Below are 12,986 nucleotides of genomic sequence, written 5' to 3' on the forward strand. Positions count from 1 at the left end.
CACCTGACGGCCTAGATCGGTGTCAGGCCGTGCTTACGCTGCACACGGTTGATCTGCTTGTCGCGCAGCAGGTGCATGCACTTGCGCAGCAGCAGCCTGGTTTCGTGGGGCTCGACCACACCGTCGATGAAGCCGCGTTCGGCGGCGATCCACGGCGTGGCCAGGTTGGCGTTGTAGCCCTCGATGAAGTCGGCCCGGATCTTCTGCACCTCGGGGGCGGTGGGATCGGGGAACCGCTTGACCAGCAGCTGGGCCGCGCCTTCGGCGCCGATCACCGCGATGCGGGCGGTCGGCCAGGCGAAGTTGAAGTCAGCGGTCAGCTGCTTGGAGCCCATCACCGCGTAGGCGCCGCCGTAGGACTTGCGGATCGTGATCGTCACCTTGGGGACGTCGGCCTCCACCACCGCGTTGAGGAAGCGGCCGCCGCGCTTGATGATGCCGCCCTTCTCCTGCTCCACACCCGGCATGAAGCCGGGGGTGTCGACGACGAACACCAGCGGGGTGTTGAACGAGTCGCAGAACCGGACGAAGCGGGCCGCCTTGTCGGAGGCCTCGTTGTCGATGGCACCCGACATGTACATCGGCTGGTTGGCGATGATGCCGACGGGGCGGCCGTCCACGCGGGCGAACGCGGTGATGATCGCCGGACCGGCCTGCTCACCGACCTGGAACACGTCGCCGTCGTCGAAGATCCGCAGCAGGATCTCCATCATGTCGTAGGCCTGGTTGTCGGCGTCCGGCACGATCGCGTCGAGTTCGAGATCGTGCGGCGTCACCTCGGGCTCCAGGCCCGGGTTGACGATCGGCGCGTCGTCGAAGGCATTGCCGGGCAGGAAGCTCAGGTAGTCCCGCACGTACTGGAACGCCGCGGCCTCGGATTCCACGACCTGGTGGATGTTGCCGTACCGGGCTTGGGCGTCGGCGCCGCCGAGCTCGTCGAGCGTGACGTCCTCACCGGTGACGTCCTTGATGACGTCGGGACCGGTGACGAACATGTAGCCCTGGTCGCGCACCGCGACGACGAGGTCGGTCTGGATCGGCGAGTACACGGCGCCGCCCGCGCACTTGCCGAAGATCAGCGAGATCTCGGGCACCAGGCCGCGCAGCAGTTCGTGGCGGCGGCCCAGCTCGGCGTACCAGGCCAGCGATGTCGCGGTGTCCTGGATGCGGGCGCCCGCGGAGTCGTTGATGCCGATGATCGGGCAGCCGACCATGGCGACCCACTCCATCAGGCGGGCGACCTTGCGTCCGAACATCTCCCCGACCGAGCCCTGGAACACCGTCTGGTCGTGGCTGAACACGCCGACCGGCCGCCCGTTGATGGTGCCGTGGCCGGTGACGACGCCGTCGCCGTAGAGCGCGTCGGGGTCGCCGGGGGTCTTGGCCAGCGCGCCGATCTCCAGGAAGCTGCCCGGGTCGAGCAGCGCATGAATCCGGGCGCGGGCACTCGGGATGCCCTTCTTCTCCCGCTTGGCAACGGCCTTCTCGCCACCGGGTTCCTTGGCCAGCTCCAGCTTTTCGCGAAGCTCGGCCAGCAGCTCGGCGGTAGTCCGTTCGGTCACTTGCCCTCGCTCTCCGCCTCAATTGCGTTGATCGCCTCGCTCATATGGGCGCCGACCTTCGCAATGTACGGCTCGTCGATCGCCTGAATGTGCTCGCCCCCGATCGGCACCACTTCCAGATCGGCGACGAACCGGCCCCAGCCGCCGTCGGGTTGGCGGGTGGCATAACGCGGCTCGAACATGATCGCGTCGTCGTGGTAGCGGTCGGCCATGTAGAGGGTGACGTGCCCGTCGTAGTTCTCGATCACCGCGGTGTCGAGCGCGCGGTTGTCCAGATACGACGTGCGCTGGTGCTCGATGATGCCGCCCGGGATGTCGACGCCGCTGTCCTTGACCGCGTCGAGGACGAACTTCACCTGGCCCTCGTCGTCGAGTTCCTCGAGCTGCTCGTACGGGATGGCCGGGATCTCCACGTTGAAGGTGCGCTGCGCGAACAGGGCGTAACGGTCCCAGCGGGCCCGGATCTCCTCCTTGGTCTGCGGCACCTCCTCGCCGGCGCGCACGGTGTCGATCAGGCCGACGAACTTGACGTCCGCGCCCTGGCTCTTCAGCCCCACCGCGCACGCGTAGGCCAGCGCCCCGCCGAGTGACCAGCCGGCGAGGATGTACGGCCCGTTGCCCTGGATCTCCATCAGCTTCGGTACGTACTCGCGGGCCCGCTCCTCGATGGAGCCCTCGACCCGCTCGATGCCGTAGACCGGGGTGTCGGCCGGCAGCCGCTTCATCAGCGGCTCGTAGACGACCGTGGTTCCGCCCGCGGGGTGGAAGACGAACACGGGGACGCGGGTGGAGCCCTCCGGCCTGGCCCGCAGGATGCGGACGAACCCGTCCAGCTCACCGGCGTCCATCTCGTCGCGCACGTGCGAGGACAGGTCCTGGATCGTGCGGGCGACCTTGACCTGTTCGGCGGTGATGGTGCCCTCGGCGCGTTCGGAGAGCCGTTGGGCGATCTTCTCGGCGACGTCGTCGGCGATCGACGGCAGCTCGTTGAAGATGCCACCCGGCGACTTGCCGGTGACGATGGCCCAGGTGGCGAACGTGACCCGCTCGGCCGCGTCGCGCGGGGGCACGTCGGCGCCGAGCGCCTCGGTGACAGCCTCCTGGGTGAGGACCTTGGCGGCCAGGCCGGCTGCTGACGAGCGCTCGCGCGAGGAACCATCAGCTGCTGACGAGCGCTCGCGCGAGGAGCCATCAGCTGCTGACGAGCGCTCGCGCGAGGAACCATCGGCGGCTGACGAGCGCTCGGCTGTGGGCGCTGACGGTCCCGACGGGTCGGTCGGCGGGGCCGGAATCGACGGTCCCGACGGGTCGGTCGGCGGGGCGGGGACCGCGACATCGGACGGCGGAGCGGGGACCGCGACATCGGACGGAGGCGCTTCGGTTCCCGCGGCGGTCACCACTTCGTCGGTGGATTTGTCGGCCGCGATGGGGTGGCCCGCCTCGGCCAGCTTGGCCTCCAGCTCGGCGACCGTCGTGGCTCCGCCCATCAACTCGGCCTGGGCCGCGGCGATCTCCTCGGCGGTCTGCCCCTTCTGCGTCTCGGCCAGCTCTTCGACTTGATCGCGGTTCTCCACCGCGTACGCGATCAGCTTCTCGACGGCGTACAGGTTCGCGTCGCGCACGGCGGTGAGCTGGATCGGCGGCAGGTCGAAGTCGTACTCGACCCGGTTCTTGATGCGCACCGCCATCAGTGAATCCAGGCCGAGCTCGATCAGCGGCACCTCCCACGGCAGGTCCTCGGGCTCGTAACCCATGGCCGCGCCGACGATGGTGCCGAGGCGCTCACCGATGGTCTCGCCGGACTCGGGTGACCACTTCGCGAAGCTGGCACCGAGGTTGGCGCCCGCAGTCAGGTTGTCGGCCTCGAATTCCGGGGCTCCCGAGGGCTCCTCGACCGCGACGGGAGCCGTGGCCACCTCTGCCACCGTGGTCGCGCCGACAGCGGTCGGCAGCGCAGTCAGCTGACCGCCCCTGGTGACGATCGCGTCGTAGACGAGCGTGAACGACTCCTCGATGCGGGCGTGCACCTGCACGCCGGCTCCGCCGGGATGGCGGGTCAACGTGGTCACCAGGCGCGACCCCTCGCCGGGGACGGCGCGCTGCTCGGAGGCTGTCAGCTTGGCGTCCGGAAGAACCACGGCCGCAGCCGCTTTCACCAGGGCCGCCAGATCGGTCTCGCCCTTCGGCAGGTACTCCCACACGTGCCTGCCGTCAGGCGTGGCGACATGGTTGCCGGGCATGACGGCCGAGCTGTCACCGGTGAAGTGCGCCTCCAGCCAGTGCGGCTTGCGCTTGAACCGGGTCGGCGGGATGTCCGCGTAGTCGGTGGCCGGGTCCACCGGCCGGTCGGCCGGCAGCGGGAACAGCGTGCGCATGTCCAGATCGTGGCCGTACACGTACAGGTGCGCCATCGCCGTGGTCATCGAGTCGACCTCGTCCTGCTTGCGCGCCAGCGTCGGGATCAGCTGTGCGTCATGCAGACCCGCCGCGGCGGTGGTCAGGCCGACCTGCATGAGCGCGACCGGGTTCGGCGCCAGTTCCAGGAACGTGGTGTGCCCGTTGTCGACGGCGTTGCGGATGCCGTGCGTGAAGTACACGCTGTGCCGCAGGCCCTTCTTCCAGTAGTCCACGTCGTGGATCGGGTCCGAGCCGGCCCGGATCAAGCTGCCCTCGTGCACCGTCGAGTAGTAGGGCACCTGCACCGGATGCGCTTCGATGCCTTGCAGTTCCGCGGCGAGCTCACCGAGCAGCGGGTCCATCTGCGAAGTGTGGCTGGCGCCCTTGGTCTGGAACTTGCGGGCGAACTTGCCCTCCGATTCGGCGCGGGCGATGATCGCGTCGACCTGGTCGGGCGGACCGCCGATCACCGACTGGGTCGGCGCGGCGTACACGCAGACCTCGAGGTTGTTGAAGGCTTCATCCTCCCCGAAGACCGATACGATCTCCTCCGCCGAGTACTCCACCAGCGCCATCAGCCGGATGTACTCGCCGAACAGCATCGCCTCGCCCTCGCCCATCAGGTGCGAGCGCGAGCAGATGGTGCGGGTGGCGTCCTCCAGCGAAAGACCGCCGGAGAAGTACGCCGCCGCGGCCTCGCCGAGCGACTGGCCGATCAGCGCACCGGGTTTCGCGCCGTGCGCCTTGAGCAGTTCGCCGAGCGCGACCTGGATCGCGAAGATGACCAGCTGCACCTTCTCGATCGGGAGCTCGGTGGTCTCGTCGGTGTAGTCAATGGCGTCGTCGAGGATGAGCTCGACGATCGAGTGGCCGCGCTCGTCCTGGATGAGGCTGTCGACCTTGTTGATCCACTCGGCGAACGTCTGGTCGCGCAGATAAAGGCTCTTCGCCATCTTGCGGTGCTGCGCACCGAATCCGGCGAGCACCCAGACCGGGCCGTTGGTGACCGGGCCGTCGGCGCTGATCACGATCGGGTTCGGCTTGCCCTCGGCGATCGAGCGCAGACCCTTGACGGCCTCGTCGTGATCGTGGGCAAGCACCACCGCGCGGGAGCGGCCGTGGTTGCGCCGCGACAGCGACCGGCCGATCGCCTCCAGCGAGGATGCGCGGCCTTCGGGACTGTCGATCCAGTCCGCCAGCTCGGCGGCCGTCGCGCGCTTGCGCGAGGTCAGGAACCCCGAAACCGCAATGGGCACAATCGGAGTCGTGGGGTTCTCGGCTTCAGCCGCGGCCAGCTCTTCGCGCGCGACCTCCAGCAGGCGCAGCGCCTCGTCGGTCAGACCGGGAAGCTCGGGCTCCTCCTCGGGGAGGCGGCCGTAGAACTCGTCGTCGCCGCGATCATCGTCCTCATCGAAGCCAGATTCTCTTCGCGCAAGCGGCTCATCGCTCACGAACTCGCCGTACTCGTCCATCCGGACCCCGCCGACGTAGACGGCCTTGGCGTCGTCGTTGGCGGGGGTGACCACGGCGACGTCCGGTTCCGGCGCCGGCTCGACGAGATCGGTGGGCAGCACCTCGCGCAGCACCAGGTGCGCGTTCGCGCCGCCGAACCCGAAGCCGGACACACCGGCGATGGCATGCCCGCTGTAGCGGGGCCAGTCGGTGACCGTGTCGGCCACCTTCAGGTGTTCCTTGTCGAAGTCGATGTACGGGTTGGGGCCGCTGTAGTTGATCGACGGCGGAATCTTGTTCCGCTGCAACGACAACGCCACCTTCGCCAGGCTCGCCGCACCCGCCGCCGACTCCAGATGCCCCACATTGGATTTCACCGCACCCAGCAGCGCGGGCCGGTCCGCGGCACGGCCACGGCCGATGACGCGACCCAGCGCGTCGGCTTCGATCGGGTCGCCGAGGATGGTGCCGGTGCCGTGCGCCTCGACGTAGTCGACGGTGCGCGGGTTGATGCCGGCGTCCTTGTATGCCTTGCGCAGCACTGCTTCCTGCGCGTCGGGGTTGGGCGCGAGCATGCCGTTGGAGCGGCCGTCGTGGTTGATCGCGGCACCGGCGATCACGGCGTAGATCTGGTCACCGTCGCGGCGCGCGTCGGCGAGGCGCTTGAGCACCAGCATGCCGCCGCCCTCGGAACGGGCATAGCCGTCGGCGTCCTTGGAGAACGACTTGATCCGGCCGTCCGGCGCCAGGACCCCACCGACTTCGTCGAAACCGACTGTCACCAAAGGCGTGACGAGAGCGTTGACGCCGCCGGCGAGCACCACGTCGGCGTCGCCGGAGCGCAGCGCCTTGACGCCTTCGTGCACGGCCACCAGCGACGACGAGCAGGCGGTGTCGATGGCCATGGACGGGCCGCGGAAGTCGTAGAAGTAGGACACCCGGTTGGCGATGATCGAGCTCGCCGTACCGGTGATGGCGTACGGATGCGCGGTCGACGGGTCGGCGACCCCGAGGAAGCTGTAGTCGTTGGTGGAGCTGCCGACGTAGACGCCGACGTTCTCACCGCGCAGGCTCGACGCGGGAATCCTGGCGTCTTCCAACGCTTCCCAGGTGAGCTCCAGCGCCATCCGCTGCTGCGGATCGATGTTGTCGGCTTCCATCTTCGACAGCGCGAAGAACTCGGCGTCGAAGCCCTTGATGTCGGACAGGTACCCGCCCCGGGTGCGCGCCTTGGCGACCCGCTCGGCGATCCGCGGCTCGCTCAGGAATTCCGACCACCTGCCCTCGGGCAGATCGGTGATCGCGTCGCGGGCCTCCAGCAGGGCCTGCCACATCTCGTCCGGGGTGTTCATGTCACCCGGGAACCGGGTTCCCACACCGACGATCGCGATGTTCGCGACACCTTCGTCGACCTCACGGGACCAGTCCTCGTCGTCGAGCGCCGAGATGTCCGCTTCCGGCTCGCCCTCGATGATCACCGTCGCCAGCGACTCGATGGTCGGGTGCCGGAATGCCACCGTGGCGGTCAGTGTCACCCCGGTGAGATCCTCGATGTCGCTGGCCATTGCGACCGCGTCACGCGACGACAGGCCCAGTTCGACCAGCGGTGCGGACTCGTTGATCGAGTCCGGCGCCTGGCCGGTGGCGTTACCGACCCAGTTTCGCAACCATTCACGCATCTCCGCGACGGTCATGTCGGGACCGGCCTTGCTCGAACCGTCTTGTGCTTCAGCCATGTTCACTTACCCTCACGATCGCGTTGCGACCGGCACGGCCGCCGTAACTTTGAGCGCTAGTCCGTTTCATCGGGGAATGCGTTGGCCACCTTGCCGGCGCGCAGGCTGCCGTCGAGATACGCCGAGCGGCAGGCACGGCGGCCGATCTTGCCGCTGGAGGTCCGCGGGATCGCACCGGCCGGGGTCAGCAGCACATCGCGGACGGTCACACCGTGGCGGACCGCGATCGCGGCGCGGATGTCGTCGGCGATCGGCCCCATGTCGAGCTTGTGCGCACCGGGGGCACGCTCTCCGACGATCACCAACTGCTCGGAGGTGTCGTCGGGGTCGCGCTTGAGTCCGGCGTGACTGTCGTCGAACACCTCGTCGGGAAGCTGGTTGGCGGGCACCGAGAACGCCGCGACGTAGCCGGTCCGCAGCGCCTTGGTCGCCTCCTGCGCGGAGTACTCCAGATCCTGCGGATAGTGGTTACGGCCGTCGATGATCACCAGGTCCTTCACGCGGCCGGTGATGTAGAGCTCGCCGTCGTGGTACGCGCCGTAGTCACCGGTGCGCACCCAGGTCGCGTCGTCGGTCGCGCCCTGGGCGTGCGACGGCGTGGTGCGCGACTTCAGCGTGTTGTGAAAGGTGGCGATGGTTTCTTCGGGCTTGTTCCAGTACCCGGTACCCATGTTCTGGCCGCTGATCCAAATCTCACCGATCTGGCCGTCGGGCAGCTCCGACGCCGTCTCGGCGTCGACGATGACCGCCCACTCCGCGACGCCGACCTTGCCCGCGCCGGCCTGGGCGACCGCCTTCGGCGAATCGTCGGGCACCTCGACGAAGCGGTGCGCGTTGAGCTCGTCGCGGTCGACGGAGATGATCTTCGGCGATTCGTTGGACGGGGTCGTCGACACGAACAGCGTGGCCTCGGCCAGCCCGTAGGACGGCTTGATGGCCTGCGGCTGGAAACCGAACGGTCCGAACGCCTCGTTGAAGCGGCGCACGGTGGCCGCCGAGATCGGCTCGCTGCCGTTGAGGACGGCCTTGACGTTGGACAGGTCCAACGGCTCCTCGCCGTCCTTCGGCACACCGCGCGCGGCGGCATGGTCGAACGCGAAATTCGGTGCCACCGAGATGGTGCCGCCGGTGTCACCCTCCTTGCGCGCCATCGCCCGGATCCACCGGCCCGGACGGCGGACGAACGCCGCGGGCGTCATGAACTCCACGTAGTGCCCGATCACTGTGGGCAGCAGAACGGTGATCAGCCCCATGTCATGGAAGAACGGCAGCCACGACACCCCGCGGTCGCCTTCTTCGCCCTGCAGCGCCTCGATCACCTGGACGACGTTGGTGGCCAGGTTCAGGTGCGTGATCTGCACACCTGTCGGAATGCGCGTGGAGCCGGACGTGTACTGCAGGTAGGCGATGGTGTCGTGCGTGACATCGACCGGCTCCCAGGTGGCGCCGACCTCGACCGGCACCGCGTCCACGGCGATGACACGCGGACGCTGGTTGGCCGGGCGGGTGCGGAAGAACTTGCGCACACCCTCGGCGGCCTCGGTGGTGGTCAGGATCGCCGACGGGGTGCAGTTGTCGAGCACTGCGTGCAGGCGGCCGACGTGACCGGGCTCGTTCGGGTCGAACAGCGGCACCGCGATGCGGCCGGAGTAGAGCGTGCCGAAGAACGCCACCAGGTACTCGAGGTTCTGCGGGCACAGGATCGCGACCCGGTCGCCCGGCTCGGTGACCTGTTGCAGGCGGGCCGCGACCGCACGGTTGCGCGCGCCGAAGTCTGCCCACGTCAGATCGCGTGCGATCCCGTCACGTTCGGTGGAGAAGTCGAGGAAGCGGTAGGCCACCTTGTCGCCACGCACCTTCGCCCATCGCTCGACGTGCTTGACCAGGCTCCCGTTATCCGGGAATTTGATCAATCCGTCCTTGATGAACGGGTTGTGGAAGGCCATTCGTCACTCCAATCAAGCGGGATTTCTAGTCCCGAAACCCCGGAGATTCTACTGGGGAAGAGGCTGCCCACCCGTCAGCCACCAGCTTCCGCTCTTAGATTTTCCTTAAACTGTGGTTATGCTAGGCGACCTGCGCGTCCCTGGCCAAATTAAGCGCCGAATCGATCAGGTCACAGGTCAGCCATGTTTCGGCTGCGGAGCACCCTCGATCAGGCCCTGCGCCCAGTTCAGTGTCCACCCGGTCGCAGGGAGACCGTCGAGATTCCAGAAGTCCGGCGTGGCGTACATCGCATGCACGGGCTGGCCCGCGCCCCCGGCGAGCACCTCGAGGGTCTTGGGCAGCGCCGTGATGTTGAACGCCGACTCCGGTGCCGCGCAGATCAGGTCACCCCGGGCACAGATCTCGTAGGTGCGGTCGTTGAGCGCCCCGAAGCCGCCCGGCCTCGGGCCGGTCATCGAGAGACCGAGCGCCGACAGCGTCGGCACCTCGTGCAGCGTGATCTCCGCGCCCTGACCGGGGGCGTTCGGTCCGACCTCCTGGCCGACCCCGGTCTCCCTGCGGCCGTCGGCGATCAGCGTGACCCCCAGCACCAGGTCCTGGTCCACCGGGCCGCGGCCGTTGCCGATGTCGGAGGCGATGTCGCCGGCGATCACCGCGCCCTGCGAGAACCCGACCAGCACATAGCTGGTCAGCGGGCAGCGGTTGTTCATGTCCGTCATCGCCTTGATCGTGGCGCGGGTGCCTTCGGCGCGGCTGTCGTTGTAGGACATCTGCCGGTCCGCTGACAGCGGATTGTGGAACTGTGCGGTGTACGGGACGGTGAACACCTCGAGCCGGTCGGTGCCGAACTCGGCCCGGATCGGATTGGTGACGTTGAGCAGCAGCGCGATCGGAAACTGCACCGGGTTGAACGGGTCCAGGTGCACCGAGGACTCCCACGTGCCGGGGATCGAGATCAGCTGCACGTCGGGGCAGCTCGCATCCTGGAATTCCGGGCGGGGCTTCGACGTGGGCGGCACCCCGGACGTTCCCGTGGGCGGTGCCGCGGTGGGCGGTACCGCGGTCGGCGGCGCATCCGGTCTGCGCAGCACCACGACCACGATCGCAACGATGAGCACCACGACGAGGCCCACAGCTCCGGCGGCGAACAACGCCAGGAGGCGGTGGCGTTTCCGCCGGTTGGTCTTGGCCATGCTCAGGTACTCCTGTACTCCATGCGTGTGTGGGTGCTGCTCGTGCTCAGCAGAGTCGCTCGGTCGCGATCCGAATGTAGTCGGCGGTCGCGGTGTCGACGTCTACCGCCGACGGCGTATCGGCGCTCTCGCTGTCGTCGGTGCCGCTGACGTCGTTACGCACCAGCGGCGCGACGAACGCCCACACCGCCTGGTCGGTCTGCCGGGCCGCGCGGGCCTGACAGACGTAGGAGCCGATGCTCAGCGCCGACAGGTCGCTGGACGGCGTGACACCGGCGGTGTGCAGCGCGTCGAGATAGTCCTGCTGGCGCGGGCTGACGACGAGGGCGTTGGACGTGGATTCCGCGGTGCCCGGGCCGGGCAGTGCAGCGGTCGGGCGGCCGTGTGCGGGCTCGACCTCGGAGCCCATACCCCCGAGCATGTCCCCGTCTGAGCACCCGGTCAGCCAGGCGGCCGGGAGGGCGACCAGCGCACACAGCCCCGCCATCCCCGCCATCGCCGAACGTGAACCGTGTTGCACGACTCCAAGGTACCGGGCGCGGGGCTTGCTCTCCGCTATCCGATCGTTGCCACCAGCTCACCGCTCATCGCGGCGAGCTGACCGCTCCAGGAACCCCAGTCGTGGTTGCCGGAGGTCGGGAAGTCGAAGTGGCCGTTGCCCCCGCCGATTCCACGGTAGTGCTGGTAGAACGTGCGGTTGCTGCCCTGCGCCTGATCGCAGTAGCCGATCATCGCGGGCACGTCGGTGCACGTGGTGGTCGCCGGACTGTAGATCCACAGCCGGGTGTTGTTGTTCACCAGCAGCTGGGCGTGCACGTCGGGGTCGTGCCACTTCCAGCGACCCAACTGTGGCAGGCCCCACATGTTGCGGGTGTCGACGCCGCCGAAGCGGGCAAGTCCGGCGGTGATCGCGCCGTTGAGTGCCGTCGCCGACGGGGTGAGGAATCCGGACAGCGACCCGGCGAAGCGATAACGGTCGGGGTGGAAGGTCGCCATCGTCAGCGCCCCGGTGCCGCCCTGCGCGGCACCGACGATCGCGTGCCCGTTGGGGGCCAGACCCTTGTTGGCGGCCAGCCAGTTGGGCAGCTCGTCGGCCAGGAACGTCTCCCACTGCTTACTGCCGTCCTGCTCCCAGTTGGTGTACATGCTCCACGCGCCGCCGGCCGGTGCGGCAACCGAGATGCCCCGCCCGGACAGCGTCCCCATGGCGTTGCCTGCGGTCACCCAGTTGCTGACGTCGGGAGCGGCATTGAACGCATCCAGCAGGACGACGGCGTGCGGGCCGCCTCCCTGGAACGCGACGGGGATCGACCGACCCATGGCCGCGGACGGGACCATCAGCATCTCGACGCCCTGGGCGCCGGCGGTGGGAGCCGTCACAGGGGCGAGAACCGCCGCCACGGCCACCGTCAAAGCTGCGATCGCTCGAAGCATCGCGTGCATCTGCCCACCTCTTCTTTCGCGCTGTTCGCCACGGTCCGGGGGCCGCCCCCGCAGTAGTGAATCACATCACCCCACGCGACCGGGCGGCAAAACGACTGACGGCGGTGACCCTCCGCGAGGATCACCGCCGTCAATTCTTTTCGTCGTTGTCGGAACCGGGGTCTAGCCGCCCGAGGTCGGCGCGACCGCGTCAACAGGGGCTGCCGGAGCCGAAGGCTGCGGCACCGCGCCGAGCACCCGCTGGATGTCGGGCTTCATCTGCTGCAGCTGCTGACCCCAATAAGGCCAGTCGTGCGTGCCGCCCGAGGGGAAGTTGAACACACCGTTCTTCCCGCCCGCGGCGAGGTACTCCTCCTGGAAGGTCTTGTTGGTGCGCAGCGTGAAGCCCTCGAGGAACTTCGCGGGCAGGTTGTTGCCCGCAACGTTGCCGTTGACCTCGGCAGGCTTGCCGTTGCCGCAGAACACCCAGATGCGGGTGTTGTTGGCGACCAGCTTGGCGATGTTCACCATCGGGTCGTTGCGCTTCCAGGCGCTGTCCGGGTCCTCGGTGCGACCCCACATGTCGTTGGCGTCGTAGCCCCCCGCGTCACCCATCGAGATGTTGACCAGCATCGGCCACCAGCCCTCGGACAGGTTCAGGTAGCCGGACAGCGAGCCGGCGTACTGGAACTGCTGGGGGTGGTAGATCGCCAGCGTCAGCGCGGCGGAGCCGGCCATCGACAGCCCGACGGCCGCGTTGCGGTTGGGGTCCACGCCCTTGTTGGCTGCCAGGTAGGCGGGCAGCTCCTGGGTCAGGAAGGTCTCCCACTTGTAGGTGCTGCAACCCGCCTTGCCGCACGCCGGGGCGTACCAGTCGCTGTAGAAGCTGGACTGGCCGCCGACGGGCATGACCACCGCGAGACCGGAGTCGAGGTACCACTCGAACGCCTGCGTGTTGATGTCCCAGCCGCTGAAGTCATCCTGCGCGCGCAGACCGTCGAGCAGGTACACGCCGGGGGCGTTCGGGCCACCGCTCTGGAACTGGACTTTGATGTCGCGGCCCATCCCGGCGGAGGGCACCATCAGGTACTCCACCGGCAGACCCGGACGCGAGAACGCACCGGCGGTCGCCGAGCCACCCACCGCGCTGATCAGGCCGGGCAGCACGATCGCCGCGAGCGCGGCCACCGTGAGCCGACGGCCCATGCTACGAATCACTCTGGGCAGCGCCCCAACGAGCTTCATGCTTGTGTATTTCCCATCTGTCGTAAAGCAGC

The 12,986-nt window shown here is 68.3% G+C and carries 7 protein-coding genes; all 7 read right to left on the reverse strand.

Annotated features, from left to right (window positions below; all coding sequences use genetic code 11):
• Positions 1–11: 11 nt before the first annotated feature.
• Entirely contained in the window at positions 12–1,562 is a 1,551-nt protein-coding gene (locus tag BN976_RS27040) for an acyl-CoA carboxylase subunit beta (RefSeq protein ID WP_011782756.1), read from the reverse strand.
• Positions 1,559–7,147 carry a polyketide synthase Pks13 gene (gene pks13 / locus BN976_RS27045; RefSeq protein WP_036375690.1) on the reverse strand — a complete coding sequence of 1,863 codons (5,589 nt, stop codon included), beginning with the start codon at positions 7,145–7,147 and terminating at the stop codon, positions 1,559–1,561. Before pks13 ends, BN976_RS27040 begins: the two co-directional genes overlap by 4 nt.
• A gap of 56 nt (positions 7,148–7,203) precedes the next feature.
• A complete protein-coding gene (gene fadD32 / locus BN976_RS27050) occupies positions 7,204–9,093 on the reverse strand; it encodes a long-chain-fatty-acid--AMP ligase FadD32 (RefSeq protein WP_011782758.1) in 1,890 nt (629 codons plus the stop codon).
• 177 nt (positions 9,094–9,270) lie between these two features.
• The gene (culp6, locus tag BN976_RS27055; protein ID WP_011782759.1) at positions 9,271–10,287 is read right to left on the reverse strand and encodes a carboxylesterase Culp6; all 1,017 of its coding nucleotides are present in this window, start codon (positions 10,285–10,287) and stop codon (positions 9,271–9,273) included.
• Positions 10,288–10,333: 46 nt separating this feature from the next.
• Positions 10,334–10,783, reverse strand: a complete 450-nt coding sequence (locus BN976_RS27060; protein ID WP_011782760.1) for a DUF732 domain-containing protein — start codon at positions 10,781–10,783, stop codon at positions 10,334–10,336.
• A 59-nt stretch (positions 10,784–10,842) separates the two neighbouring features.
• Positions 10,843–11,730 (reverse strand): esterase family protein, encoded by an 888-nt coding sequence (locus BN976_RS27065; protein ID WP_011782761.1) that lies wholly within the window; start codon positions 11,728–11,730, stop codon positions 10,843–10,845.
• Positions 11,731–11,892: 162 nt separating this feature from the next.
• Positions 11,893–12,954 carry an esterase family protein gene (locus BN976_RS27070; RefSeq protein ID WP_011782762.1) on the reverse strand — a complete coding sequence of 354 codons (1,062 nt, stop codon included), beginning with the start codon at positions 12,952–12,954 and terminating at the stop codon, positions 11,893–11,895.
• Positions 12,955–12,986: the final 32 nt, after the last annotated feature.

Origin of the sequence: Mycolicibacterium austroafricanum, from assembly GCF_000612725.1 — a bacterium.
Taxonomy (GTDB): Bacteria; Actinomycetota; Actinomycetes; order Mycobacteriales; family Mycobacteriaceae; genus Mycobacterium; species Mycobacterium austroafricanum.

Excerpts from the sequence above, each read along its gene's own strand:
- pks13 (WP_036375690.1), bottom strand. The coding sequence starts at position 7,147 with ATGGCTGAAGCACAAGACGGTTCGAGCAAGGCCGGTCCCGACATGACC.
- fadD32 (WP_011782758.1), bottom strand. The coding sequence starts at position 9,093 with ATGGCCTTCCACAACCCGTTCATCAAGGACGGATTGATCAAATTCCCG.
- culp6 (WP_011782759.1), bottom strand. The coding sequence starts at position 10,287 with ATGGCCAAGACCAACCGGCGGAAACGCCACCGCCTCCTGGCGTTGTTC.
- BN976_RS27060 (WP_011782760.1), bottom strand. The coding sequence starts at position 10,783 with ATGGCGGGGATGGCGGGGCTGTGTGCGCTGGTCGCCCTCCCGGCCGCC.
- BN976_RS27065 (WP_011782761.1), bottom strand. The coding sequence starts at position 11,730 with ATGCACGCGATGCTTCGAGCGATCGCAGCTTTGACGGTGGCCGTGGCG.
- BN976_RS27070 (WP_011782762.1), bottom strand. The coding sequence starts at position 12,954 with ATGAAGCTCGTTGGGGCGCTGCCCAGAGTGATTCGTAGCATGGGCCGT.